The sequence below is a fragment of the Pseudomonas edaphica genome, assembly GCF_965277385.1.
GTDB lineage: Bacteria > Pseudomonadota > Gammaproteobacteria > Pseudomonadales > Pseudomonadaceae > Aquipseudomonas > Aquipseudomonas edaphica.
The window spans coordinates 6,013,477-6,037,494 of sequence record NZ_OZ255725.1; the positions used below are offsets into that span (position 1 = coordinate 6,013,477).

The following is a 24,018-nucleotide window of genomic DNA, read 5'->3' on the forward strand; positions in this document are numbered from 1 at the left end:
GCCTGAATGAAAAAAGGCCGGGCAAGCCCGGCCAAAGAAAGGAGAGGGTGACGCCGTTGTTTCAGCGGTTGAGGAAGGCCAGCAGGTCTTCGTTCAACTGCTGGGTGTGAGTGGCGGCAAAACCATGCGGCGCATCCTTGTACACCTTCAATTGCGCGCCTTTTATCATCTGCGCCGCCACTTTGCCGGTGGTCTCGAACGGCACGATCTGGTCGCCATCACCGTGGATCACCAGGGTCGGCACATCGACCTTGGCCATGTCCGGGCGGAAGTCGGTTTCGGAGAATGCCGTGACGCAATCAACCGTCGATTTTAGCGATGCCAGCAAGGCGATCTGCAAGGTCTGGGTAAGCACGCCCGGCGAGACCTTCTGCCCCTGGTTGATGCCAAAGAACGGGGTATTGAAATCGCTGATAAATTGCGCGCGGTCCTTGAGTAGCCCGGCCTTGATACCGTCAAATACATCGGCGGGCACACCTTGCGGGTAGTCCGCTTTCTGACCAAAGATCGGCGTCACGGCACCCAGCAATACCAGGCCGGCTACGCGTGCGTTGCCATGGCGGGCGATGTAGCGAGCGACGTCGCCGCCGCCCATGGAGAAGCCCACCAGGGTCACGTCGGTGAGGTCCAGGTGTTCAATCAACTGGGCAATATCGTCGGCGAAGGTGTCGTAGTCATTGCCGGTCCATGGTTGGTCGGACCGGCCAAAACCACGGCGGTCGAAAGCGATGGTGCGAAAGCCGCGGCTGCTCAGGTATTCCATCTGGTATTCCCACATATCCGCATCCAGCGGCCAGCCGTGGCTGAACAATACAGGTTTACCGCTGCCCCAGTCCTTGAAGTAGATCTGGGTACCATCTTTGGCAACGAATGTGCTCATGCATAACTCCTTGATTGAGGGGGGATGACTGCGAGTTACTATTGCCCTGCACGTGTCGAAGGGCTTGTACACGTGTGCTTGCTTGGGTTTACCAACTGAATTTGAGCTCGACTCCCAGGTAATTGCTGTCGTCACCACCGGCCTCGCGCAGGGTGCGGCCCACCGCGTAGTGCACGGCTTCGACCGCGCCGGCAAGGTTCGCTGTGAAGGCATAGTCGGTGCGCAACTGAGCGTAGGCGCCAGTCCAGCGTTCGCCTTGGCCTGCAGTGCCGGCCACGGGCAAGTTCGGTTGGGTATAGACCGCATCGTCGGTGGTCTGTCGCCAGAGCAGACCAATGGCAGTCTGTACGCTCAGTTTGGCAATGGGCTTGACGGTGATCGACGGTTTTACGTGGATCAGGTTGCTGTAGCCCGTATAGCCGGCCAGTGAAAAATAGTAGCCGTTGGGAAACAGCGGGTTGAACGTGCCGACGATAGCGTCACCCGCTTTGCGGTCGCCGGAGGCGATATCCAGTTGCACGCCGAGCCGTGGTTTCCATGCCAGGCCGTCAAGCGTGTAGCCCGTACGGCTGCCAGCGGCCCACGCCCGAATCGACTTGCTCCCAACCGACCCCCTTTGCAGCATCGCCTCGAGGTCCCAATCGAAGCCCTGGGCCACACCGCCCAGGCGGGCGTCGAACAGCTGGCGGGTTTCCTCGCCGTCGGCGTCCAGGTAATGCGCAGCGCTGCGTTCATACACGCCGTAGTAGGCCGACAACTCATTGCTGCCGCCTACCAGTCGCTCGACCCGCAGCAGGTGAAAGCGAGCGTCGCTGTTGGAGCGGTCGTCGAAGTGTCTCTCGTCCTGATACTGCACCGGCTGGCTGGCGATCGCGATAAAACGCCAATGGGTGGTTTCCCAGTCGGCCCAGAGCGCGTCGAACGACTGGCGCACATTCGGCCCATCCCGCGACGAGATAAAACGCTGCAAGTCGAAGGCGAAGTCCTGGCGGCCGATACGGCCCTTGAACGTCCCGCTGCTGAAGGTGTTCACGTACTCGGCAAATGCCAGCCGCAAGTCGACACGGTTTTGATCGGCACCACCCACTGTGGTTTTGTCGTACGCCCGAGCATCTTCGAGTTGGGTGAACACCCGCCAGTTTTCGTCCAGGTGCAGGTCCGCGTGGATCTCAAAGCGCTGGATCAGGTAGCGATCACGCTTCACATCGCGCACGCCGAAGCCACTGGCATCGTTCATCTCGAAACGTTCGCGCAAGCTCGCGCCCAACGACAGGTACGTCAACGGGTTGGTGCTTGACAGCGGGATGTACTTCAAGTTGTCCAGCGGTTGCGTGCGCAGCACCGGGTCTTGCAGTACCGACCAGTTTTCCTGCCAGCGGTTGGTTTTGAGCACCGGACGGGTGGCTTGCTCCTCGGCGTGGGCGCTGGCGGTGAGCAGCGGCCACAGCACGGCCAAGCCCCAGGGGGTATGACGATTCATTTTGTCGCGCTGAGCTGGTGAATTTCCGCGACGTATCCACCGGGAAATTCGACCATTGCGCTGCGCCGCCCTTTGCTCGCGAACGCCGGTACCAGCACAGTGGCGCCAGAGCCTGTGGCTTTGGCCAGGGTAGCCGTCAGGTCGTCGACTTGGTAACCGGTGGTCTCATGGCCGAACGGGTAGGGCAGTTGGCCATTGGTCACCAGTACGGCCATGCGTCCGAACGGCGATTGCAGGTCGACACGCCGGTAGAGGCCGCCCTGGCCGATATCGATACCCGGCGCGTGTTTGTCGTCAGCCAGGACCTTGCCATGGGAAAAACCGAGGAAAGCGTTGATAAACGCCTCGGCCCGCTCGGCTGGCAGGTATACGCGGTTTTCCGGCACCGTCTGGAACCCTGCGTAGTTCGGCGCCTGGGTGTGCCAGTAGAGCTGCATGTTCACACCGCCTGGCCACTGCACCACGGCATCGCGGCCGATGGGGTCGGGAAAGTCACTGACAATTACGGCTGCACCATTTTCCCGTGCGGCCTTGAGTGCCACGTCCATGTCTTTGACCAGATAACCGTTGCGCTCTTGGCCAAACGGATGCGGGATAGGTGTGCTGAAGCCGAACAGTGACACCGTACCGACTGGCGTCTGCAGCAATTGCGAGGTAGTGCTGCTTGGCACTGGCAGTACGTTCACCACCACTTGTGGGGTACTTTTGCCACCGAAAGTCGCGAGGAAGCTCGTGGCAAAGCGGTCCACATCAGCGGGTGCCACGTAGACGTGGCTGGTGTCGTATTGCGGTGCCACTGCCACGCTCGGCGTTGCCGCAAAAGCGCTGTTCATCATGGCCCCGACCAACAGCGTCAATGCCAGGCTTACCGTATTCGCGTTTCTACCCATGCCTGCTCTCCAGTCGTTTTTGGAAAGTCAGGAGCTTAGGGGGCCGGCACGGATGCGAATTGTACGGGCGTGCTTGATGGAACACTTGAGGCAGGAAAGTCACAGGGCATGACAGGTGCGTTTTTCAGCGCGGGACACTGCTGTAGCTTCGAGTGATATCGCAACCCGACAAAAATCCACCTCCGTCACGCCACCATAATAATTTTCGACACCAACTCCACCACCGTCTTGGCCTGCAACTTTCTCATCAAGCGCGCGCGGTGCACCTCTACCGTGCGATGTGAGATCGCCAGGCGCAAGGCGATTTCCTTGGACTTGAGGCCATTGACGATGTGCATGGCGATTTCCCGCTCCCGTGGCGTGAGGTCGCCGGTGCCCTGGTGGGTGCGGTCCAGGCGTTCGAAGTGCCAGATCATCAGCTTGAACGGGTCTTTGGGCGTGAGGGTGTAGCCGTGGGACCTGGCCCAGAACACTTCGCCGTTGTGGTGCTGCATGAAACGCTCGTCGGAGTAAAAGCCGTTTTCGCTTTCCAGCAGCCATTCATGGCTGCGCTTGCCAATGGCGTGGTAGTCAGCCTGGGAAGGGTAGATCAGCAGCGTCAGCTGGTTGACCAATGCGTCGCGCGAATAGCCGAACAACTGCAGGAAAGCCTCATTACAGTCGACCATTACGCGGTTGCGGGTGACCAGTTGCGGCGCGGGGGAGAGCTGGAACGCCAGGCGTTCTATGTCGTGGAACTGCTGTGCAAACGCGTTCATTGGGCATCCTGCCTCTTCGCTTTTCTCAACTGGGGCTACTTAGCCATGTAAGTAGTTGCACGAATTGGCGCGCGCCCAACGGTGGGTCATTGTAGGTAAATGTCCGCACCAAAAATAGAAGAAATTGATTATGCCAGCTGATTGCGTCTCCATTGTTGCTGCCGGTCATTCACGTTTTGGTCGCCTTGAAGGCACCAGCCTGGAGGATCTGATCGTACAGGTCACCCGCGAAGCCCTGAAGGACGCGGCGATTGACGCGAGCGAGATCGACGCGTTGTTCCTTGGCCACTTCAACTCCGGGTTGGTGCCCGACGGGTTCCCGGCCTCGCTGCTGTTGCAGGCCGACCCTGGGCTGCGCTTCAAACCGGCGACCCGCTGTGAAAACGCCTGCGCGTCCGGCTCGGCGGCAATCCTGGCCGGAGTCCAGGCGATCCTGTCCGGCAGCGCCGAGCTGGTATTGGTGGTGGGCGCGGAAAAGATGACCCACACCACCACCGCCGAGGTGACCCAGGCCTTGGCCGGCGCCGGCTATCAGAACGACCCGGCCGAAGCGGGCTTGAGTTTCCCGCAGCTGTTCGGCCGTGCGGCGCGCCAGTATGCCGAGCGCTACCACTGCCCGTTGGGCTCGATGGCGGCCATCGCCACCAAGAACCACTCCAACGCCATGGCCAACCCGCTGGCACAGATGCACCGGGTGATGGATTTCGAGCACTGCAACAACGTGTCCAAGAGCAACCCGTTTGTGGCCGATTCGCTGCGCCTTACCGACTGCTCGCTGATCAGCGACGGCGCCGCCGCGATCATCCTGGCCTCGCCCAAGCGCGCGCGAGCGTTCCGCCGTGATGTGCAGATTCGTACACTGACTCAGGTCAACGATTGCCTGCCGATTGCCCAGCGCGACATCCTCGCCTTTGAAGGCCCGCAACGCGCGATTCATGCGGCGTTGCGCGGGGCGAATATCACCCTGGCCGACCTGAGCTTCGCCGAGGTGCATGACTGCTTCACCATCGCTGAGCTGCTGATCTACGAGGCCATGGGCCTGGCGCCCAAAGGTGAGGGGCACCGTGTGCTCGACAGCGGTGTGGTGCGCGCGGGCGGGCGGTTGCCGGTGAACCTGTCCGGCGGGCTCAAGGCCAAGGGGCATCCGGTGGGCGCCACCGGTGTGTCGATGCATGCCCTGGCGTTTCGCCAGTTGACCGGCGAGCCGATCGGCCTGGCGGTACCCAACCCCGAATTCGGCCTGGTGTTCAATATGGGCGGGATGGCCGTGGCCAACTATGCCTCGGTGCTGCACGCGCGTCGGAGCTGAACCATGAACATTGCCAACTGGCTGCACGACACCCAGCGCCGCGATCCGCTACGCCCGGCGTTGTTTGAGGGCACGCGGCAAGTCGCCGACTACGCGACCTTCACCGCCCATGTCCGTCAACGCGCTGCGCAACTGGTCGATCAATATGGCCTGGTGCCGGGCGATGCGGTAGCGCTGCTGATGAAGAACAGCTGCGACTACCTGGAAGTGCTCTACGCCGTCTGGTGGCTGGGTGGCGTGGTGGTGCCGATCAACGCCAAACTGCACCCGGCAGAGGCTGCGTGGATTGCCACCCATGCCGAGGCCCGCTTGATCTTTACCGACGGCGGCCGGGTCTTCGCGTCATCCCGGGACTTGCCTGCGCGCTGCAAGGAGCTGGACGCTCACACGCTGCCGCCGACCCGTGGCTGGCCGACGCTGGAGCAGCCGGTGCCGCGCCTGGACGAGGACCTGGCCTGGTTGTTCTACACCTCCGGCACCACCGGGCGCTCCAAGGGCGTGATGTTGTCCCACGGCAACCTGGTCGCCATGTCGCTGTGTTACCCCACGGATGTCGACCCGGTGAGTGCCGACGATGCAGCCGTGTATGCCGCGCCGATGTCCCACGGTGCGGGGCTGTACAACTTCATCCATGTGCGCTGCGGCGCCCGGCATGTGGTGCCGGCTTCCGGTGGTTTTGATGCCGGCGAGTTATTTGGTCTGGCTACGGAGCTGGGCAATGTATCGCTGTTCGCCGCGCCGACCATGGTCAAGCGCATGGTCGAACAGGCGCGGCGCCAGGGTTATGGCGGCGACGGCATCAAGACCATCGTCTACGGAGGCGGGCCGATGTACCTGGCCGACCTGTGCGAGGCGCTCGACACCTTCGGCGCGCGCTTGGTGCAGATCTACGGCCAGGGTGAAAGCCCAATGACCATCAGCGTATTGCCACGCGCTCTGATCGCGGACCGCCAGCGCCCAGGCTGGTCAACCCTGGCGGCCTCCGTTGGCCATGCGCAAGCCTGTGTCGAAATCCGTATTCTGGATGCCCGGCATCAGCCGTTGTCGACCGGCGAGCGCGGTGAGATTGCCGTGCGCGGCGCCACGGTGATGCAAGGTTATTGGCGCAACCCGCAGGCCACCGCGCAAACCCTGGTGGATGGCTGGTTGCTCACCGGCGACATCGGCTTTCTCGACCCGGCCGGCTACCTGACCCTCACCGACCGCTCCAAAGACGTGATCATCAGCGGCGGCAGCAATGTGTACCCGCGTGAAGTCGAGGAAGTGCTGGTGCAGCATCCCGACGTGTCCGAGGTGTGTGTGGTGGGCGAGCCGGACGCGCAATGGGGCGAGTCAGTGGTGGCCTTTGTGGTCACGCGCAGCGGGCAGGCGTTGGATGAGGCCGAACTCACCGCGTGGTTTCTGCAGCGCATGGCGTCATTCAAGAAACCCAAAAAGTATGTGTTCAGGGCCGATTTGCCGAAGAACAGCTACGGCAAAACCCTCAAGACCGACTTGCGGCAGTGGTTGAAAGCAGCGAGTATCGCCGCGCTTTCCTAGCTTTTCATGGACAGAACAACCGACAAGGAGTCCCTTCGATGGGCAATACAGCGCAAGACACGCAGCGCAAGCGCCGCCGTGCATTTCTCGGTGCCACCTCCGGCCACTTGATCGAGTGGTACGACTATGGCGTCTACGGCTTTCTCGCCGTGTACATCGGCCAGGCGTTTTTCGTCTCCGACGACCCCACCACCAGCCTGCTTGCCAGTTTCGCGGCGTTCGCCCTGAGCTTCTTTATCCGGCCGTTGGGCGGGCTGTTCTTCGGCCCGCTGGCGGACAAGATCGGCCGGCGCAAAACCCTGATCATGGCGCTGGTGATGATGACCGGCTCCACTGTAATGCTGGGCCTGTTGCCCACTTATGCGACCCTGGGCATCGCCGCGCCGATCCTGCTGATTCTGGTGCGCTGCGTGCAGGGCTTTTCGGCGGGCGGCGAGATCGGCACGGTCACCAGCTTTATCTCCGAATACGCCGGCCCCGGCCGCCGCGGTTTTGCCACGTGCTGGTTGATGGTCACCGCCGTGCTCGGCCTGCTGCTGGGTGGCGCCGTGGCGAACGGCATGACCTGGATCCTGGGCGCCGACACGATGCAGGAATGGGCCTGGCGCGTGCCGTTCCTGATCGCGGCGCCGCTGGGGTTTATCTCCATGTATATCCGCCTCAAGCTCGAAGACAGCCCGGAGTTTCTGGCCCTGCAACGCGCCGGGCAAACCTCCCGCGCGCCGCTGCGCGAGGTCTGGCAGTGGAAACGCGCCATCGCCCTGGTGTTCTTCATCATCACCTTGCACAGCTCGATCTTTTACCTGGTGCTGACCTTCGCCTCGACCTACATGGCCAAGATCCTCAAGTTCGACAGCGGCACCACCTTGCTCTATGTGTTTGTCGCCAGCTTCTCGGCGGCATTCGTGATGCCGTTTGGTGGCGCCTTCACTGACAAATACGGGCGCAAGCCGTTTCTGATGGTGATCGGCACCCTGGCCACGCTGGCGATGTTCTGGCTGTTCAAGTCGGCACCCACCGCAACGCCCGCGTCGTTCTTCGCGCCGTTGATGGCCGTGGCGATCCTGTTCGGGCTGTACGCCTCATCCACCTACGCGCTGATGAGTGAGTTGCTGCCCACGCGCATCCGCTCCACCGGGATTGCCGTGGCCTATAACGTGCCGGTCGCGGTGTTTGGTGGCAGCGCGCCGCTGATCTCCACCTGGCTGATCAAAGTGACGGGCGACATTACTTCACCGTGGTACTTCTACGTGGCCACCGGTGTGGTATCGCTGATTGCCCTGGTGGTGTTGCGCAAAGAAGATTTTGTTGCCAGCGGTAGCCCGGTGGTTGTGCCGCCTGCGGCTGCGGCGTTGGCCTGATTGCTCAGGGGCGTTGGGGTTTTACCGACGTCCCGAACGTATTGCCCATGCGGTTACTGGTCGCCGCCGGCGTGGCCAACCCCACCTGGTTCGGCGGCCGCTTGTGTACCGGGAGGTTCTGCGCCTCGCGGTTCTTTTGCGTGGCCTTGGCCGCGTCCGGGTCATTGCCCATTTGCTGGCTCAGGCAGCCATAGTCGGGCGCCTTGTACCCATCTACCGTGACTTCCGTGCAGCCTTTGGCAGCGGTTTCGGCGTGGGCGGCCAATGGCAATGCGACGCACAGCAACAGGCCGGCGAATGGGGTGAAACGCTTCATCGGAGCCTCCTGGCAGGCCCGCACAGAGGGGCCGTTAGTGCTGCGAAGTGTAGTTCAGCGGGCTTGCCGTCACCGTGATGTTTTTTTTGCTATCACCGTAACATCAGGTTCATAAACGGGCCTCAGGATGACGGTTTTCAAGGACACGTCAGCCGTGCAGCGATGCCGCGTGGGGGGTGAACAGGGAGGCTGGAAGCGCGCCATGGGTGCCCTGGCCTTGCTGTTGCTGTTGGTTGGCATAACGCCCGCCAGCGCCGCGCCATCGCTGCTGACATTGGACCTGCCCGCGCAGGACCTGGAACACGCACTGCATGCCTACAGCCGCGCCACCGGGATGGCGGTGCTGGTCGACCGTGAGTTGACGCGGGGCCGGCGCTCCATCGGTGTGCGCGGGCGGTTCACTGCGCAGGAGGCGCTGGCGGTGCTGCTGACGGGGAGTGGGCTGATGGCGCGTTATGCACGTGATGATGCGGTCACCCTGCAAGTCCCGCCGACCCCGGCGCCTTTGCTGCGGGGAGCGTCAGCGCGCAATACGGCACGCATCAACACCAGTTACGCCGCCGCACTGCAACAGGCGATCGAAGCCAGCCTGTGCCGCTCACCACTGACCCGGCCCGGCAGCTTTCGGGCGTTGGTGCAGGTGTGGGTCAACGCTGATGGCGTGATTGAACACAGCCGGCTGGTCAGCTCCACCGGCGATGAACAACGCGATGAAGCACTGGTGCGCAGCCTTGGGACAACCCGGGTCGAACGCCCGGCACCCAGCGCGGTGCGCCAGCCGGTGACGTTACTTTTGATGCCCGACACAACAGGAATACGCATGGAATGCACAGCAGGGACGGGAGCCGCGGGCGCATGAAGAACACCGGGCACAGTGCGATGGTCAGTCTGTTTCTGGCCTCCTATGAAGACTTCAAGGTGCGCCTGCGCAAACGCTTGGGCTCGGAGGACCTGGCCAATGATGTGCTGCACGAAACCTACCTGCGGGTCGACCGCATGGACGTGCCGTCGAACCTGCAACAACCCAACGCCTACCTGTACCGCATGGCCCTGAACATCGCCGCCGACCGCCGCCAGGCGGATGCGCGCTTGCTCACCGGCAGTGAAGTCGAGGCGTTGCTGCTAAGCGCCGATGAGGCCCAGGACCCTTCGCGGGTGGTGGGTGGCCAGCAAGAGATCCAGTCGTTGGTCAAAGCCCTGTACGAACTGCCGGCGCGCCGACGCAAGATCCTGATCGCTGCGCGCCTGGAAGAAGCGCCGCACCTGGAAATCTCCCAGCGCTTCGGTATTTCCACGCGCATGGTAGAGAAGGAAATCAAGGCTGCGTTGGGCCATTGTGCCAAGCGCCTGGAAAGAAAAGTGATTCAGCGGTTCGGTCCCGGGGCCGGAAAACCGTCTTAGTGTCGAGTCCCTGATAAAACCGTGAGTATGTGCGCGCTTGAACATTTTCAGTTTCCCTTCCACCCGGCAATCGCCCGCTGACCCTGTGCACGAACAAGCCCGTGATTGGTTGCTGTTGCTGACCTCGGGCCGGGCCACCGTGGCTGATGCCAAGGTGCTGCAGGCCTGGGTCGCGCAAAGCCCGGCGCATGCCCAGGCGTTCGAGCAGGCCAAGCTGTTGTGGCGGCAATTGGGCGCGGCCACCGAACAGTCGGCGCCGCACCGTCAGTTTGGGCGTCGTGCGTTCCTGGGTGGAGCGATTGCGGCCACGGCGGCAGTGGTGATGGTGCGTGTGGGCGTGCCGGGCGGGTTTGCCGGATTGAGGGCCGACTATCGCACCGAGGTGGGTGAGCAGCGCCAGGTGCTGTTGAGCCAAGGCGTCAGCCTGGAGCTCAACACACAGACGCGTATCAGCCGGGTCGGGCAGGGGATTGAGTTGCTTGAAGGCGAAGTCGAAGTGCTTGCACAGCTGGCGCAACCGCTCAAGGTGCAGGCCGGCGAGGGCTGGGTGACTGCGGCGCAGGCGCGGTTCAATGTGCGCAACACCGACCGCAATGTGTGCGTGACCTGTATCGAGGGTTCGCTGACGGTGGATGTTTCCGGGCGCAGCGTGCGCTTGGACAGCGGCCGGCAACTGACTTATGGCGCGGGTGGTGTAGGCGAGCCGATTGGGGTGGATGCGCAGGCGGTCGTCGCTTGGCGTGAACAGGTGCTGGTATTTAACAACGCGACATTGGCGACGGTGGTGGATGAGATCAATCGTTATCGGCCGGGGATGTTGGTGTTGCTTAACAAGGAACTGGGGCAGCGGCGGGTGCAGGCGCGGTTCAGTTTGCAGCAATTGGCAGGCGTGGCGCTGTTGATTCGGGATGCGTATGGGGCCAAGTGTACTGAGCTGCCGGGTGGGGTGGTGTTGCTCAGCTGAGATCGTTCCCGCGTTCTGCGTAGGATTTTTTCCTCGGTGTTTGTAGGTGTCTTCTCGTTGTGTTTTTTCAGCCTCTATGGACTGCTGGGAAAAAACACGGCAGGGAGCCGATCATTCATGAATATCCGCAAAAAGCATCTTCAGGGGCAGGCAGTACAGCCAGCTTGTCTTTCACATTCGGGGCACGGCCTGCGGGTGGCGCTCAAAACGTGCGAAATTCCTCCGACGGCGTTTGCCGAGTGGTTGCGTACTACTAGTCCGCAACGTTTGAATAATTGGTTTTTGCGGGGTTTGCCGGATGTGCATCTGGAGGGGCTGGCGCGCGCGTTGAGTTTGAGCAGGTTCTGGCTTGAGACTGGGGAGGGGGAGCCGTAGGTTGGGGGTATATCCGTTATTTGGGTAACGGCGGCTATTGGTTCCGCTCTTACAGCGGGTCACTTTTGGCAAACGCCCCAAAAGTAACCAAAAGGTCTTCGCCCCACCACTCGGTGCCTCGCTTAGGCTCGGCATGCCCTCACTCCGGCTTGAATCCGTGGGCCGCCGCGATGGGCCATCCTTGGCCCAGCGCGGCTAACCCGGCGTCCTGCCGGGTTACCCACGGATTCAAGCCTGCGTTCGGCCATCGTGGTTAACGGGGCGCCTGAGATCAAAAGCAGATCAAGATCAAGATCTACAGCACGGCGGCCTGAAAGCCGACCTGAGTGGTTGGATCAAAAGCGAAAAGCGAAAAGCGGATTTGCATACACTGAAGAGCTGCTTTTCTGTGGGAGCTGGCTTGCCTGCGATGCAGACACCTCGGTACATCAGGTACAACCGGTTGATGCCATCGCAGGCAAGCCAGCTCCCACAGTTGACCGAGTATTGCTCTGCTGTTGCTGTTGCTGTTGCTGTTGCTGTTGCTGTTGCTGTTGCTCCGGCCCTTACATCCTTTTCGATGACGAAGTCAGCGGTCTTTTGATCTGCGCTTTTGATCTTGATCTGAAATCGCCCCGTCAAACACGATGGCCGGAATCTGACAGTGATTTGGGGGGTAAACCGGCAGGGATGCCGGTTTAGCCGCCCCGCGCCATGGATGGCGCGTGGCGGCGGCCCCCCAAATCACTGTCGGATTGCGGGCATGCCGAGCCACAGCGAGGCACCGAGTGTTGGGGCGAGGACCTTTTGGTTACTTTTGCGTCCTTGCAAAAGTGACCCGCTGTAAGAGCGGAACCATAGGCCGCCGTTACCGCAGCAACGGATATGTACACCGCCCACCGCCCACCGCGCCAAGGCAGTAAAGCTAACGCAACGGCCCCAACACCTGCCGATACCGCTCCACCCCCTGGGGCGTCTGCCTGACCAGGCTGATCTCCATGCCCAACGGATCCTCCCGCCGATTGCCACTCAACTGCCGCCAACCCTTGTCCGCCTCCCACACCCGCACCTGCACATCACTGACCCCGCTCAACACCACAACCCCGCCTTTGGCCGCCGGCAACGGAAAGCGCTCCCGCGCAGGCGCCGCCGCACGGTACAGGCTGTCGCCCTTGAGCCACCAGCGCACGCGTTGCAATCCATCTCCGGCCACCGGTGCACTGCGAATCACCTCCAGCGTAAAACCCTTGCTGTCGGAGCTGCGCACCGTCACGGCGGCCAACCCGGCAGGTTTGGCGGTGTCGTCTTCGGTTGGGCCAGGCGCGCTCAGTTCCACGCTGGCGCGCAGGCTGACATCGCGTTGCAGCTGGTTCAACGCCCGCAACAGCGCTTCAGTCTGTTCCGTGCTGGCCTGCAGGTGCTGGTCGGCGCGGGTCACGCTGTCGAGCCCACGCCAGGCGATCAGGCTGACCACCGCCATCAGCATGATCGCCACCATTACTTCGATCAGGGTGAAGCCTTGCTGGGATGGGTTCATGGTTGAGTCACCACACGCATCAGCCCGGCCGCATCGCGCTGCAGGCTGAGGCTGTATTGGCCATCGGACAGCACCACGCGCACCGGCGGGCTGATCCATTCGGCGTCGAGTACCAGCACCCGCCCGGGTTCGATTGAGACCTGCATCGGCGTGTGTTCCCACGGGCGCGGGCGCAGTTGGCTGTCGCCCTTGAAGGTCTCGATACCTGAACCGTCATCACTGCGGCGGTTGAAGCCAAAGCCCTTGGCGTCGGCGCGCCAGGTGATGGGGCGCCCGTCCGCACGGGCTTCAGCCTGGGCCACTTGCAGCAGTTGGCTCAGGCGTTCGGCATCCTTGCGCAGCAGGTGCAGCGGGTCGGGCTTGATGGTCAGGCTGATGGCGGCACTGGCAATGCCGATGATCACCAGCACCACCATCAACTCGATCAGAGTAAAGCCTTGCTGTTTCATCGCCCGACTCCTGAACAACTGGTGAGCTTGTGAAATAAAAACGTGCGAATTGGCCTGTAGGCTGAAAGCACGCACAGACAGGAGGTCCCGCTCATGGCATTTGCTCTTCGATTTTCGCCCGCCCACGGTGTGCAGGCGCTGGCCTTGTTGGCGGCCCTGGCCGGGGTGGCGGTGTGGACGCCGTTGCTGCTGACATCCGCCGAGTCCCACACGCCCCAGGCCGCGCCCCAGACGCTGGCGGCGCGCAGTGACAACCCGGCGTTGCAGTGGTTTGCCAGCGCGCCCTCGGCGTTGCAGGTCAAAGTCTCGGGCGTGCTCGCCGGCGCGCGTGGCGCGGTGGCGATCCTCAGCCTTAACGATGGGCCGCCGCGCAGCTTCCTGCTCGGCGAGCGTTTGAGCCCCGGTGTGCGGCTGACGGCCATTGAAGGTGATGGCGTGGAGATCGAGCGCGGCGGCGAGAAGCTGCGCGTCAACCTCGACAAGTTGCCGGACGCGCCCGCATTACCGTCACTCACTCGGCCATGACCTGGGTCGCCAGACGCGCCAGCGGCGGCGCTTCGCGGCTGGCATCGAGCACCAGCAGGCTGACCTGAAACAGGCGGCCCTCGGCGTTGATGGTCTGCTCACAGCGCAGCTTCAGTCGGCCCTGGTCGCAGTCGAAGGTCTTTTTGCCGCTGCGTAGCTGTCCGCCCAACCGCAGCTCCGCCAACCGGCTTTGCCCGGCCAGCAACGCGATGGATTTGTCGCGCAGCAGGCCGTTGCTCTGGGTCATCAACCCGGCCACGCGCACGGCGGCCGCCATGGCCACAGCAATGATCGCCAGCGCCACCAGCACTTCAATCAGGGTAAAGCCTTGCTCCTTGCGGCGGCTGTACATGGCGCTCTCAAAGCCGGGAAACAGGCCCGCAGACTAGCGCCGGCAGTTGACCGATTAGCGACCAAACCTCCCGAGGATTTTCAATACGACTGACATGTGTTCTTGCAACACTGCGCCACGAAATGCACCCAAGCCAAGGAATGTCGAGATGGAAATCGCGCCCCTAACGTCCCCATTGCCAGGCCCGCGCGGCCAACGTGGCTTCACCTTGATCGAGATCATGGTGGTGGTGGTCATCCTCGGGATTCTGGCGGCGATGGTGGTGCCCAAAGTGCTCGATCGGCCCGACCAGGCACGGGCCACGGCGGCCAAGCAGGATATCGGTGGGTTGATGCAGGCGCTGAAACTCTATCGCCTCGACCACGGCAGCTACCCAAGCATGAACCAGGGCTTGAAAGTGCTGGTAGAACGCCCGGCCGACGCCAAGAACAGTAATTGGCGCGCCTACCTGGAGCGCCTGCCCAACGACCCGTGGGGCAACCCTTATCACTACCTCAACCCCGGCGCCAATGGTGAGGTCGATGTGTTCTCCCTGGGTGCCGACGGCAAACCGGATGGCGACGGCGTGAATGCCGATATCGGCTCCTGGCAGTTGTAAGGCCCGCCATGAACAGGCATTCGCCCGCAGCGGCGAAGCAGCGCGGCATGGCGATTATCAGCGCGCTGCTGATCGCGGCGGTGGTGGCGGTGATCGCCGGCGCCATGCTCACACGCCAGACCGTCTTCACCCGTAGCCTTGAGGCCGAGCAGCAGCGCGTGCAGGGCCAGTGGCTGTTGCTGGGCGCGCTGGAACAGAGCCGCCTGTTGCTGTGGGACGCGCGTAAAAAGGATGTGTTGACCCGCCTCGACCAGCCGTGGGCACGCGCCCAGGGTGGTGTGTTTGAAGGGCGGCTGGAGGATGAACAGGGCAAGTTCAACCTGCGCAACCTAGTCAATCGCCAGCAACAAGATGACGAGCAATTGCAGCACTTCGAGCGCTTGTGTCGGCTGATCGGCGTCGACCCGGCCCTGAGCCGTCGCATCAGCCAGCGGGTGATCGGCTCCTATGACCAGCGCGTTGTACACAAAGGCGCGTCGGATGAGCGGCTGCCGGCTAAATACCCGATGTTGCGCAGCCTCGATGACCTCAGTGGTATTGAAGGCATCGACCCACAGGTGCTGCGGCGCCTGCACGCTTTTGTCAGCGTGCTGCCCGGCAACACCTGGGTCAACGGCAATACCGCCAGCGCCGAAGTGCTCAGTGCGGTGGTGCCGCTGCTCAGCCTGGCCCAGGCCCAGGCACTGGTGGCCGAGCGCGACAGCGGGCGCTGGTTTATCAACCGTGGCGACTTTGTTAACCGTCTGCGCATGCCCCAAGTGGCGATGGATTCGGTGCAGGTGGGTATTACCAGCGAGTGGTTCCGTTTGCAGGGCCAGGCCCGTCGCGAGCAACGCCGAGTGACGATCGAGGCGTTGTTGCACCGGCCCGAAGACCGCCAGCCGCAGGTGATCTGGTCGCGGGTGGGTGTATGAAGCGTTTGCGCATTGCCTTGCCGCCACTTGATCAACTGACGGTCGACAGCCCGGTGAGCTTCGCCTGGCTGGACGCTGGCAGGGTGATCGCCGAGGGCCGCGAAAGCCTGAAGCAATTGGGCAAGCACCGCCAGCCAGTGGACTGCTTCCTGCACCCGCGTGACAGCCTGTTGACCAGCCTGGAGTTGCCGCCATTACCCGCCGCCAAAACCGCTGCCGCCGTGGCCTGCGCCGCGCAGGCATTGATTCTTGGGCCAATCGATCAGATGCAGGTGGCTCACGGCCCGCGTGGCAGCGACGGTCTTGTGCAGGTGGCCTGGGTGCCCAAGGCCGGGCTGGCGCAACTGGGCCAGGTACTGGCGCAGGTGCCGCTCAAGCTGCGCGGCCTGTACCCGGCGCCGTACGCCTTGCCGGTGGCCACGGCGGCGCTGGACGATGGGCATTTGCTCACGCGACATAGCCTGCAACAAGCCACCGTGCATCCACTGGGGCAACACGCCCTGGATCAAACCCTTGATGTGCAGCTGGTCGAGGCTGCGCAGCGCTGGAGCGGCGCAGTGCCCGCCTGGGGCTTGCAGGGGCATCTCCATCAACGTGCTACCGGCGGCTGGGGCAGGGCGCTGGCCTGTGCGGCGCTGGCCGTCGTTATCTGGACCGTTGGCCTGAACCTGTACGCCGCCCGCCAGGCTGAAGAAGGCCAGCGGCTGAAGGCGCTGATGAGCCAACAGGTGCGCCAGGCCTTTCCCGAGCTGCCGGTGATCCTCAACCCTCTGCAGCAGGTGCGCCAACAGTTGGCGGCGCGGCAAAGCGGGGCGGCCGCTGATCCCGGCCAACGCTTTACCAGCCTGCTGCAACTGGCGGGCAGCCACTTGCCGTTTATGGTCGGCAGTGTCGACAGCCTGAGCTTTGAGCAGGGCCGTTTGCACCTGGGCCTGTTGGCCGACAGCCATAGCCCGGCGGCGCAAGGCGACTGGCAGGCGGCGTTGGCGGAAGCCGGTTTTGCCGCGACCCGTGATGAGCAAGGTTGGACCCTGGGGCCGGCAGACAACACCGTCACCCCGGAGGAGGACGACGATGAATAAGTGGCAGCAGGTGCGCAGTCAGTCCCATGTGTTCTGGACTGGCCTGGCCGTGCGTGAAAGACGCATGTTGGCAGGTGCCGGGCTGATCCTGGCGAGCCTGCTGACCTGGCTGGTGCTGGTTCAGCCGGCGCTAAAAAAAATCGACTATTGGCAGGTCGAAACCCCGAAGCTGCGTTCCCAGGCCGAAGCCTTGCAGGTGCTGTTGCAGGGCGTCGCGGCGCCGCGTCAGGCGGATGAAACCGCGCTGCGCCAAGCCCTCGACGGCGCCGGCCTGCAAGGTCATTACCAACTGCAGGCGCTGGCTTCTGGTGGCTGGCGGCTGACCTTCGAGAAGGCCCCGGCCGACCTTGTGGTGGACTGGCTGCTGGGTAACCCCCGTTCGTTTTCTTTGGAAGTGTCCGAGGCACGCTTGCAACGCGCCCCGGATACCGTCGACAACTCGGCCGGCACTGTGTCCGGGACCGTTCGCATGGATCAGGCGCTTGGCGCTAAGGAAGCTTCATGAAGTGGTCAGTCCCCAACTCCGCGCCTTTTCGCAAAGTCGCGCCGCTGCTATTGCTGGCCCTGAGCGCGTGCAGTAACCCGCAGTCACCCAAGCCTTTGCTGGTGGACAGCGAGCTGGGCCAGCCATTGGCCGACACGCGGCGCAGCGGCGAAACCGTGCTGGACCGCCAGCGCGAACCGGCGCCGGCCCCCCGCGTGCAGCACCCGGTGACCAACAGCGCCCGTGGCCATGCCCCGGCGGTGCTCAAGGCGCGCAACCCGCTGGGTGACCAGCCGGTACAGCTGAATTTTGTGGACGCCGATATCCAGGCGGTGGTGCGTGCCTTGTCCCGCGCCACCGGCCAGCAATTTCTGGTGGACCCGCGTGTAAAGGGCAACCTCACGTTGGTCAGCGAAGGCCAGGTGCCGGCGCATCAGGCCTACGAGATGTTGCTGGCGGCGCTGCGCATGCAGGGCTTCAGCGTGGTGGATGTGGGCGGCGTCGCCCAGGTGGTGCCCGAGGCCGATGCCAAGCTGCTCGGCGGGCCGATCTACAGCGCTGGCAGCAGCGGCATGCAGACGCGTACCTTTCGGCTGCAATATGAAAATGCGGTCAACCTGATTCCGGTGCTGCGTCCCATTGTGTCGCCGAATAACCCGATCAACGCCTACCCCGGCAACAACAGCATCGTCATCACTGACTATGCTGAAAACCTGGCGCGGGTGGCGCAGATTATCCACGGCATCGACACGCCCAGCGCCATCGACACCGATGTGGTGAAGATCCAGAACGGCATCGCCGTCGATATCGCGGCCATGGTCGCTGAATTGCTGGAAACCCAGGGTGCCGACCAGACGCAAAAGATCAACGTGGTGGGCGACCCGCGTTCCAACTCGATCATCATTCGTTCCGGCAGCCCCGAGCGCACAGAGCTGGCGCGTAACCTGATCTACAAACTCGACAATGCCCAGAGCAACCCGAGCAATATGCACGTGGTGTACCTGCGCAACGCCCAGGCGGGCAAGCTGGCGCAGTCGTTGCGCGGGCTGTTGACCGGTGAGAGCGAGTCCGGGGTCAGCGATGAGGCCCGTGGCAAACTCAGCTCGATGGGCGGCGGCTCCCAGAACAACCAGGGCAGTAATACTCAGAACAGCAGCGGCACGCCCACCGGCAGTGGTGTGCAGTCGTCGGGCTACGGCCAGTCGAACAATTCGGGCAGCAGCGCCAACAGCAGCACCCCCAGCGATCAGAACACTGCGTTCAGCGCCGGTGGTGTGACGATCCAGGCGGACGCTACCACCAACACCTTGCTGATCTCCGCGCCCGACCCGCTGTACCGCAACCTGCGCGAAGTGATCGACATGCTCGACCAGCGCCGTGCCCAGGTGGTGATCGAAAGCCTGATCGTTGAAGTCAGCGAAGACGACGCCAGTGAGTTCGGCGTGCAATGGCAGGCTGGCAACCTGGGCGGCAAGGGCGGTTTTGGCGGCGTTAACCTGGGCGGCAGTGGGCTGGTCACCAGCGGCAAGACCAGCATTGATGTGTTGCCCAAAGGGCTGAATGTCGGCTTGGTCAACGGCAGCGTGGATATTCCGGGGATCGGCAAGGTGCTCGACCTCAAGGTGCTGGCCCGCGCCCTCAAGAGCAAAGGCGGCACCAACGTGCTGTCCACGCCGAACCTGCTGACCCTGGACAACGAAGCAGCGAGCATTTTTGTCGGCCAGACCATTCCGTTTGTCACCGGCAGTTATGTCACCGGTGGCGGCGGCACCAGCAACAACCCGTTCCAGACCGTACAGCGCGAAGAGGTGGGGCTGAAGCTGAACGTGCGGCCGCAGATTTCCGAAGGCGGCACGGTGAAGCTGGATATTTACCAGGAGGTCAGCAGCGTCGACACGCGCGCCTCGGTGGAGGCGGGCACGGTGACCCAAAAACGCGCGATCGACACCAGTATTTTGCTGGATGACGGGCAGATCATGGTGCTCGGCGGGTTGCTGCAGGACGGCTATAGCCAGAGCAATGACGCGGTACCGTGGCTGGCGGATATCCCTGGGTTGGGGGCGCTGTTTCGCAATGAAAAGCGCAGCGTCACCAAGACCAATCTGATGGTGTTTTTACGCCCCTACATTATTCGCGACAGTGGCGCTGGGCGCAGTATCACCTTGAACCGCTATGAATTCATGCGCCGCGCCCAGGGCGGGTTGCAGCCGGAGCACAGTTGGGCGCTGCCGGATGTGCAGGCGCCGCAGTTGCCTTCGGTGGAGAAGGCGATTCCCGGGGCGCAGCAGCAGGGGCCAAGGGCGGTGATTCGGGCAGTGCCGGTTTCGCAGGTGCGGCCGTGATCTACCTGAAGTATGAAGATCAAACTGTGGGAGCTGGCTTGCCTGCGATGGCGGTGGGTCAGTTGAACATTTTTCAGCTGAAAGTCCGCTATCGCAGGCAAGCCAGCTCCCACATGTACGGTGGTGTATGAGTTTGCTCCCCTACGTCTGGGCCAAGTCCCAGCGCATCCTCCTGCGCCCCAGCGATGAAGGCATGTTGCTGACGGTTTGCCCCTCAACCCCCGGCTGGTCGATCAGCGAGGTCCAGCGCCAGTTCGGCCAATCACGCCTGGAGCATGTGCGCGACGACGAACTCGACGGCCTGCTCACCAGTGCCTATGCCGACACCGGCAGTGCGGCGGCGGTGGTTGGCGCGGCTGAGAACGAAGTCGACCTCGACCGCCTGATGCAGGACATGCCCGAAATCACCGACCTGCTCGACACCCAGGACGGCGCGCCGGTGATCCGCATGATCAACGCCTTGCTCACCCAGGCTGCGCGCGATGAAGCCAGCGATATTCACATCGAGCCCTACGAAACCCATTCCGTGGTGCGCTATCGCGTCGATGGCACCCTGCGTGATGTGGTGTCGCCGCGCAAGGCGCTGCATGGCGCGCTGGTGTCGCGGATCAAGATCATGGCCCAGCTCGACATCGCCGAAAAACGCTTGCCCCAGGACGGTCGTATTGCCCTGCGGGTGGCGGGGCGGCCGATTGATATTCGCGTGTCCACCGTGCCGACGGGGCATGGCGAAAGGGTCGTGATGCGCCTGCTGGACAAACAGGCCGGGCGCTTGCAGCTGGAAACCCTGGGCATGCAGCCGCAACTGCTGGCGCGCCTGGATACCTTGATCCGCCAGCCCCACGGCATCGTGCTGGTCACCGGGCCGACCGGCAGCGGCAAGACCACCAGCCTATACGCTGCCCTGGCGCGGCTGGATGCGAGCACCAGCAATATTCTCACCGTCGAAGACCCGGTGGAATACGACTTGCCCGGTATCAGCCAGATTCAGGTCAACGCCAAGATCGACATGACCTTCGGCCTGGCACTGCGGGCGATTCTGCGCCAGGACCCGGACATCATCATGATTGGTGAGATCCGCGACCTGGAGACCGCGCAAATCGCCGTGCAGGCTTCGTTGACCGGGCATTTGGTGCTCGCCACCTTGCACACCAATGACGCGGTGTCGGCGGTCAACCGCTTGATCGATATGGGCGTCGAGCCGTTCCTGTTGGCCTCGTCATTGTTGGGCGTATTGGCCCAGCGCCTGGTGCGGCGCCTGTGCCCGCATTGCAAGCAAGAAGACCCGGCGGCGCCTGGCACCTGGCGGCCGGTGGGGTGTGCGCAGTGCAACCAGATCGGTTACAGCGGGCGTACCGGCATCCATGAATTGTTCTGCGTTGATGACGATGTGCGCAGCCTGATCCACCAAGGCGCCGGCGAGCAGGATTTGCGCCTGGCTGCACGTCGCGCCGGCATGTTCAGCATGCGCGAGGATGGCGAGCGCTGGGTACGCAGCGGCGCCACCGCAGTCGAAGAAATCCTGCGCGTGACACGGGACGCCTGATGAATCGCTATCGTTACGAAGCCGCCGATGCCAGCGGCAAAATCGAAGCCGGGCACGTGGAAGCCGACAGCCAGAGCGCGGCGTTTGCCCAGTTGCGCAGCCGTGGCTTGACCGCGTTGCAGGTACAGATTGAGGGTAATCAAGCGGCGGCCGGCGGCGGCAGCCTGTTCACGCCCAAACTGTCGGACAACGATCTGGCCTGGGCCACGCGGCAACTCGCGAGTTTGCTGGGCGCCAGCCTGCCGTTGGAGGCGGCGCTGAGTGCCACGGTGGAGCAGGCCGAGAAAAAACACATCGCCCAGACCCTGGCCGCCGTGCGCGGCGATGTACGCGGCGGCATGCGTTTGGCCGACGCCTTGGCGGCGCGGCCACGGGATTTTCCATCGATCTACCGTGCCTTGATTGCGGCGGGGGAGGAGTCCGGTGACCTGGCCCAGGTGATGGAGCGCCTGGCCGATTACATTGAGGAGCGTAACAACCTGCGCGGCAAGATCATGACGGCGTTCATCTACCCCGGCGTGGTCGGGTTGGTGTCCATTGGCATTGTGATTTTCCTGTTGAGCTATGTGGTGCCGCAGGTGGTCAGCGCGTTTTCCCAGGCGCGCCAGGACCTGCCGGGGCTGACCCTGGCGATGCTCAATGCCAGCGACTTTATCCGCGCCTGGGGCTGGTTGTGTTTTGCCTTGATTGTCGGTGGGTTTTGGGGCTGGCGCCTGTACCTGCGCAACCCGCTGGCGCGGCTCAATTGGCATAGCCGGGTGCTGCGCTTGCCGCTGATCGGGCGGTTTGTGTTGGGGCTCAATACTGCGCGGTTTGCGTCGACCCTGGCGATTCTCGGCGGCGCCGGCGTGCCGTTGCTGCGGGCATTGGAGGCGGCGCGCCAGACCTTGTCCAATGACCGCCTCAGCCAGTGCGTCAACGATGCCACCGCCAAGGTTCGCGAAGGCGTTAACCTGGCGCCTGCATTGGCAGTGGAAAAGGTCTTCCCGCCGGTGTTGATTCACCTGATTGCCAGCGGCGAAAAAACCGGTTCACTGCCGCCGATGCTTGAACGTGCGGCGCAGACCTTGTCCCGCGATATCGAACGCCGGGCGATGGGCATGACGGCGTTGCTGGAGCCGCTGATGATTGTGGTGATGGGGGCGGTGGTGCTGGTGATTGTGATGGCGGTGTTGTTGCCGATCATCGAGATCAACCAACTGGTGACCTGATTGCACCCGGTCAAATGTGGGAGCTGGCTTGCCTGCGATGGCATCAACTCGGTGTGCCTGATGTACCGAGGTATCTGCATCGCAGGCAAGCCAGCTCCCACATCTGGGTCGGTTTTATTCAGTTGATTCTGCTCGCTCCCTATATGCATCACTGCAACCTCGGGTTCCTCATTCCGTCACATCCAACCCACCGCGACACAGCCCACACCGCATCCAGCAAAACCCCGCTGAAACCCCGCTGTCACTTGCCCCCAAACCGCTCAAAAGCATGACCGAAACACCCGAGAATCTTTCGTAAAATCAAGCGCTTCCTCCCGAGGTTTTTTCCTTTTGCTGTCATCGGATGCTGCGAAATTGCCTACCCATGGCCTCAACCCCAGCCACCCCCGGAACACGGCTTGGGACCGAAGCCATAGCGTCATGCAAGAGCCCTCTACCCAAACGTACAAACACGACGAAAGGAGATTCTTCATGTTTAAGCGCACTATGATCGCAGCCTCTTTGGTAGTTGCAGCATTGGCTTCCGCCCAATCCATGGCCGCAGTGGTCGGTGGCGGTGCCACCCTGCCGGAAAAACTCTACGGCAGCACGGCCACTTCGACCACGGCTACCGGCATCCTCTCTGCCACCGTCCCTGGTTTTAACCCCTATATCGGTGTAGGCAGCGGCGACGGCAAAAAGGCCTTCTTCGGTAATGATTCGACCAAGCTGAAACTGGCTGCCGGCATCACCGTTGACTATGCGGGCAGTGACTCGATCGTTAGCGTTGCGGAACTGGCGGCTTATAATGCTGACGCCGTGAACGGCCGTGCCGCCTACGGCCCGTTGATTCAAATCCCGGCCGAGGCCACGTCGGTGACAGTGCCTTACCACATCGACGGCAAGACATCGCTGCAGCTCAGCAGTGGCCAGTTGGCTGATATCTTTGCCGGCAAAATCACTAACTGGAACCAGGTGCTATTCAACGGGGCTGCGGGTCCAAACCTGCAGATCAAAGTGGTCTATCGCCAGGAAACCAGCGGCACTACCGAGATCTTGACCAACCACCTCAAGGCGGTAAAACCTGCTTCGGTGCCGGCTGTCAGCAACAGCTTCGTCACCGCCATCGGTTTTGACCCAGCCACCAGCGCTCCGGCCGGCTCAAGCTACATCGCGGTCACCGGCAGTCAAGGTGTTGCCACTGCCATTACCAACAACAACGGTGCCATCGGTTACGTCAGCCCTGACTATGCACAGTTCAACAGCGCTGCCGCTGTTGCTTCGGTCAACGGTTTCCTGCCGACTGAAGTCAACGTTCAAGCCAGCCTTGACGGTGTTGTACCTCCGGTTCTTGGCAGCGACGAAGCCAAAAATCCTTTGAACTGGGTCCCTACGTTTCCTAACCCTACCGCAGGCTACCCCATTGTGGGCTACACCAACCTGGTCTTCAGCCAGTGCTACAAAGACACCACTGACACCGCGCGTATCCGTGTGTTCTTGAACCGTCACTACACCGGTTTGAACAACGCAACCACCAGCAGCCACTCGTTCATCCCGTTGTCCGCTACTTGGCAGAAAGCTGTCCACGACAACTTCTACGCCACCACCAGCGCCCTGCGCCTGGGCGACACCAACACCTGCAACGGTATTGGCCGTCCGCAGTAAGCCCCGTCTCGACAGGGTTTGCCCCACAACCGGCAATGACTTCGCGTCATTGCCGGTTTTGTCGTTTCCTCGCCCAACCAGC

At 62.6% G+C, this 24,018-nt stretch carries 24 protein-coding genes; 16 read left to right on the forward strand and 8 right to left on the reverse strand.

The genetic code is table 11. From position 1 onward, the window contains the following. Positions 1-61: 61 nt before the first annotated feature. The 4 genes from ACQY47_RS27425 to ACQY47_RS27440 all read right to left on the reverse strand — a co-directional run bounded on the left by ACQY47_RS27425 (position 62) and on the right by ACQY47_RS27440 (position 4,008). Positions 62-880 carry an alpha/beta fold hydrolase gene (locus ACQY47_RS27425; protein ID WP_170040793.1) on the reverse strand — a complete coding sequence of 273 codons (819 nt, stop codon included), beginning with the start codon at positions 878-880 and terminating at the stop codon, positions 62-64. 88 nt (positions 881-968) lie between these two features. Then, positions 969-2,360 (reverse strand): alginate export family protein, encoded by a 1,392-nt coding sequence (locus ACQY47_RS27430; RefSeq protein ID WP_428553579.1) that lies wholly within the window; start codon positions 2,358-2,360, stop codon positions 969-971. Then, positions 2,357-3,250: a VOC family protein gene (locus ACQY47_RS27435; protein WP_169988373.1), complete on the reverse strand. Its 894-nt coding sequence runs from the start codon at positions 3,248-3,250 to the stop codon at positions 2,357-2,359. The genes ACQY47_RS27430 and ACQY47_RS27435 overlap by 4 nt, the downstream gene beginning before the upstream one ends. Before the next feature lie 185 nt (positions 3,251-3,435). Continuing rightward, entirely contained in the window at positions 3,436-4,008 is a 573-nt protein-coding gene (locus ACQY47_RS27440) for a LuxR C-terminal-related transcriptional regulator (RefSeq protein ID WP_138453870.1), read from the reverse strand. A 130-nt stretch (positions 4,009-4,138) separates the two neighbouring features. Between ACQY47_RS27440 and ACQY47_RS27445 the strand changes: the two genes are divergently transcribed. From ACQY47_RS27445 to ACQY47_RS27455, 3 genes are read left to right on the forward strand one after another with little or no spacing between them, the layout of a single operon-like run. Beyond that, positions 4,139-5,317: an acetyl-CoA acetyltransferase gene (locus ACQY47_RS27445; RefSeq protein ID WP_428553583.1), complete on the forward strand. Its 1,179-nt coding sequence runs from the start codon at positions 4,139-4,141 to the stop codon at positions 5,315-5,317. Positions 5,318-5,320: 3 nt separating this feature from the next. Next, positions 5,321-6,856 carry a class I adenylate-forming enzyme family protein gene (locus ACQY47_RS27450; RefSeq protein WP_428553586.1) on the forward strand — a complete coding sequence of 512 codons (1,536 nt, stop codon included), beginning with the start codon at positions 5,321-5,323 and terminating at the stop codon, positions 6,854-6,856. A gap of 38 nt (positions 6,857-6,894) precedes the next feature. Then, on the forward strand, positions 6,895-8,217 hold the full coding sequence (locus ACQY47_RS27455) for an MFS transporter (RefSeq protein WP_099549187.1): 1,323 nt from the start codon (positions 6,895-6,897) through the stop codon (positions 8,215-8,217). Between the two features lie 4 nt (positions 8,218-8,221). On the opposite strand, the gene ACQY47_RS27460 is transcribed toward ACQY47_RS27455, so the two are convergent. Further along, positions 8,222-8,533, reverse strand: a complete 312-nt coding sequence (locus ACQY47_RS27460) for a hypothetical protein (RefSeq protein WP_428553589.1) — start codon at positions 8,531-8,533, stop codon at positions 8,222-8,224. A 202-nt stretch (positions 8,534-8,735) separates the two neighbouring features. On the opposite strand from ACQY47_RS27460, the gene ACQY47_RS27465 reads away from it, so the two are divergent. From ACQY47_RS27465 to ACQY47_RS27480, 4 genes are all read left to right on the forward strand, one after another. Then, positions 8,736-9,392: a secretin and TonB N-terminal domain-containing protein gene (locus ACQY47_RS27465; protein ID WP_428553592.1), complete on the forward strand. Its 657-nt coding sequence runs from the start codon at positions 8,736-8,738 to the stop codon at positions 9,390-9,392. Further along, on the forward strand, positions 9,389-9,934 hold the full coding sequence (locus ACQY47_RS27470) for an RNA polymerase sigma factor (protein WP_428553594.1): 546 nt from the start codon (positions 9,389-9,391) through the stop codon (positions 9,932-9,934). Before ACQY47_RS27465 ends, ACQY47_RS27470 begins: the two co-directional genes overlap by 4 nt. Positions 9,935-9,971: 37 nt before the next feature. Next, positions 9,972-10,898, forward strand: coding sequence for a FecR family protein (locus ACQY47_RS27475; RefSeq protein ID WP_428553597.1), 927 nt, complete (start codon positions 9,972-9,974; stop codon positions 10,896-10,898). 117 nt (positions 10,899-11,015) lie between these two features. After that, complete coding sequence (locus ACQY47_RS27480; protein WP_428553600.1) at positions 11,016-11,273, forward strand: hypothetical protein; 258 nt, start codon at positions 11,016-11,018, stop codon at positions 11,271-11,273. Between the two features lie 904 nt (positions 11,274-12,177). Here ACQY47_RS27480 and ACQY47_RS27485 read toward each other — a convergent pair. Both ACQY47_RS27485 and gspH read right to left on the reverse strand, forming a co-directional pair. Beyond that, positions 12,178-12,789, reverse strand: coding sequence for a prepilin-type N-terminal cleavage/methylation domain-containing protein (locus ACQY47_RS27485; protein WP_017139660.1), 612 nt, complete (start codon positions 12,787-12,789; stop codon positions 12,178-12,180). Further along, on the reverse strand, positions 12,786-13,238 hold the full coding sequence (gspH, locus tag ACQY47_RS27490) for a type II secretion system minor pseudopilin GspH (RefSeq protein ID WP_026013888.1): 453 nt from the start codon (positions 13,236-13,238) through the stop codon (positions 12,786-12,788). Before gspH ends, ACQY47_RS27485 begins: the two co-directional genes overlap by 4 nt. Positions 13,239-13,331: 93 nt before the next feature. Between gspH and ACQY47_RS27495 the strand changes: the two genes are divergently transcribed. After that, complete coding sequence (locus tag ACQY47_RS27495; protein WP_017139658.1) at positions 13,332-13,763, forward strand: type II secretion system protein N; 432 nt, start codon at positions 13,332-13,334, stop codon at positions 13,761-13,763. On the opposite strand, the gene gspI is transcribed toward ACQY47_RS27495, so the two are convergent. Then, positions 13,750-14,115, reverse strand: a complete 366-nt coding sequence (gene gspI, locus ACQY47_RS27500) for a type II secretion system minor pseudopilin GspI (protein ID WP_017139657.1) — start codon at positions 14,113-14,115, stop codon at positions 13,750-13,752. The two genes, ACQY47_RS27495 and gspI, sit on opposite strands and share 14 nt — an antisense overlap. Positions 14,116-14,263: 148 nt before the next feature. On the opposite strand from gspI, the gene gspG reads away from it, so the two are divergent. The 8 genes from gspG to ACQY47_RS27540 all read left to right on the forward strand — a co-directional run bounded on the left by gspG (position 14,264) and on the right by ACQY47_RS27540 (position 23,936). Further along, positions 14,264-14,713 carry a type II secretion system major pseudopilin GspG gene (gene gspG, locus ACQY47_RS27505; RefSeq protein ID WP_017139656.1) on the forward strand — a complete coding sequence of 150 codons (450 nt, stop codon included), beginning with the start codon at positions 14,264-14,266 and terminating at the stop codon, positions 14,711-14,713. A gap of 8 nt (positions 14,714-14,721) precedes the next feature. Next, positions 14,722-15,627, forward strand: a complete 906-nt coding sequence (gspK, locus tag ACQY47_RS27510; protein ID WP_395600951.1) for a type II secretion system minor pseudopilin GspK — start codon at positions 14,722-14,724, stop codon at positions 15,625-15,627. Beyond that, positions 15,624-16,709 carry a type II secretion system protein GspL gene (gene gspL / locus ACQY47_RS27515; RefSeq protein WP_428553606.1) on the forward strand — a complete coding sequence of 362 codons (1,086 nt, stop codon included), beginning with the start codon at positions 15,624-15,626 and terminating at the stop codon, positions 16,707-16,709. Before gspK ends, gspL begins: the two co-directional genes overlap by 4 nt. Further along, positions 16,702-17,214: a type II secretion system protein GspM gene (gene gspM, locus ACQY47_RS27520; protein ID WP_428553609.1), complete on the forward strand. Its 513-nt coding sequence runs from the start codon at positions 16,702-16,704 to the stop codon at positions 17,212-17,214. The genes gspL and gspM overlap by 8 nt, the downstream gene beginning before the upstream one ends. Next, positions 17,211-19,535: a type II secretion system secretin GspD gene (gene gspD, locus ACQY47_RS27525; RefSeq protein WP_428553612.1), complete on the forward strand. Its 2,325-nt coding sequence runs from the start codon at positions 17,211-17,213 to the stop codon at positions 19,533-19,535. Before gspM ends, gspD begins: the two co-directional genes overlap by 4 nt. A gap of 127 nt (positions 19,536-19,662) precedes the next feature. Continuing rightward, on the forward strand, positions 19,663-21,081 hold the full coding sequence (gene gspE, locus ACQY47_RS27530; protein ID WP_428553615.1) for a type II secretion system ATPase GspE: 1,419 nt from the start codon (positions 19,663-19,665) through the stop codon (positions 21,079-21,081). Then, positions 21,081-22,292 (forward strand): type II secretion system inner membrane protein GspF, encoded by a 1,212-nt coding sequence (gene gspF / locus ACQY47_RS27535; RefSeq protein ID WP_017139650.1) that lies wholly within the window; start codon positions 21,081-21,083, stop codon positions 22,290-22,292. The genes gspE and gspF overlap by 1 nt, the downstream gene beginning before the upstream one ends. A 471-nt stretch (positions 22,293-22,763) precedes the next feature. Beyond that, complete coding sequence (locus ACQY47_RS27540) at positions 22,764-23,936, forward strand: substrate-binding domain-containing protein (RefSeq protein ID WP_017139649.1); 1,173 nt, start codon at positions 22,764-22,766, stop codon at positions 23,934-23,936. The last annotated feature ends 82 nt before the right edge of the window (positions 23,937-24,018 follow it).

Coding starts and splice junctions, on each gene's coding strand:
- ACQY47_RS27425 (WP_170040793.1), bottom strand. CDS start 880: ATGAGCACATTCGTTGCCAAAGATGGTACCCAGATCTACTTCAAGGAC.
- ACQY47_RS27430 (WP_428553579.1), bottom strand. CDS start 2,360: ATGAATCGTCATACCCCCTGGGGCTTGGCCGTGCTGTGGCCGCTGCTC.
- ACQY47_RS27435 (WP_169988373.1), bottom strand. CDS start 3,250: ATGGGTAGAAACGCGAATACGGTAAGCCTGGCATTGACGCTGTTGGTC.
- ACQY47_RS27440 (WP_138453870.1), bottom strand. CDS start 4,008: ATGAACGCGTTTGCACAGCAGTTCCACGACATAGAACGCCTGGCGTTC.
- ACQY47_RS27445 (WP_428553583.1), top strand. CDS start 4,139: ATGCCAGCTGATTGCGTCTCCATTGTTGCTGCCGGTCATTCACGTTTT.
- ACQY47_RS27450 (WP_428553586.1), top strand. CDS start 5,321: ATGAACATTGCCAACTGGCTGCACGACACCCAGCGCCGCGATCCGCTA.
- ACQY47_RS27455 (WP_099549187.1), top strand. CDS start 6,895: ATGGGCAATACAGCGCAAGACACGCAGCGCAAGCGCCGCCGTGCATTT.
- ACQY47_RS27460 (WP_428553589.1), bottom strand. CDS start 8,533: ATGAAGCGTTTCACCCCATTCGCCGGCCTGTTGCTGTGCGTCGCATTG.
- ACQY47_RS27465 (WP_428553592.1), top strand. CDS start 8,736: ATGGGTGCCCTGGCCTTGCTGTTGCTGTTGGTTGGCATAACGCCCGCC.
- ACQY47_RS27470 (WP_428553594.1), top strand. CDS start 9,389: ATGAAGAACACCGGGCACAGTGCGATGGTCAGTCTGTTTCTGGCCTCC.
- ACQY47_RS27480 (WP_428553600.1), top strand. CDS start 11,016: ATGAATATCCGCAAAAAGCATCTTCAGGGGCAGGCAGTACAGCCAGCT.
- ACQY47_RS27485 (WP_017139660.1), bottom strand. CDS start 12,789: ATGAACCCATCCCAGCAAGGCTTCACCCTGATCGAAGTAATGGTGGCG.
- gspH (WP_026013888.1), bottom strand. CDS start 13,238: ATGAAACAGCAAGGCTTTACTCTGATCGAGTTGATGGTGGTGCTGGTG.
- ACQY47_RS27495 (WP_017139658.1), top strand. CDS start 13,332: ATGGCATTTGCTCTTCGATTTTCGCCCGCCCACGGTGTGCAGGCGCTG.
- gspI (WP_017139657.1), bottom strand. CDS start 14,115: ATGTACAGCCGCCGCAAGGAGCAAGGCTTTACCCTGATTGAAGTGCTG.
- gspG (WP_017139656.1), top strand. CDS start 14,264: ATGGAAATCGCGCCCCTAACGTCCCCATTGCCAGGCCCGCGCGGCCAA.
- gspK (WP_395600951.1), top strand. CDS start 14,722: ATGAACAGGCATTCGCCCGCAGCGGCGAAGCAGCGCGGCATGGCGATT.
- gspL (WP_428553606.1), top strand. CDS start 15,624: ATGAAGCGTTTGCGCATTGCCTTGCCGCCACTTGATCAACTGACGGTC.
- gspM (WP_428553609.1), top strand. CDS start 16,702: ATGAATAAGTGGCAGCAGGTGCGCAGTCAGTCCCATGTGTTCTGGACT.
- gspD (WP_428553612.1), top strand. CDS start 17,211: ATGAAGTGGTCAGTCCCCAACTCCGCGCCTTTTCGCAAAGTCGCGCCG.
- gspE (WP_428553615.1), top strand. CDS start 19,663: ATGAGTTTGCTCCCCTACGTCTGGGCCAAGTCCCAGCGCATCCTCCTG.
- gspF (WP_017139650.1), top strand. CDS start 21,081: ATGAATCGCTATCGTTACGAAGCCGCCGATGCCAGCGGCAAAATCGAA.
- ACQY47_RS27540 (WP_017139649.1), top strand. CDS start 22,764: ATGTTTAAGCGCACTATGATCGCAGCCTCTTTGGTAGTTGCAGCATTG.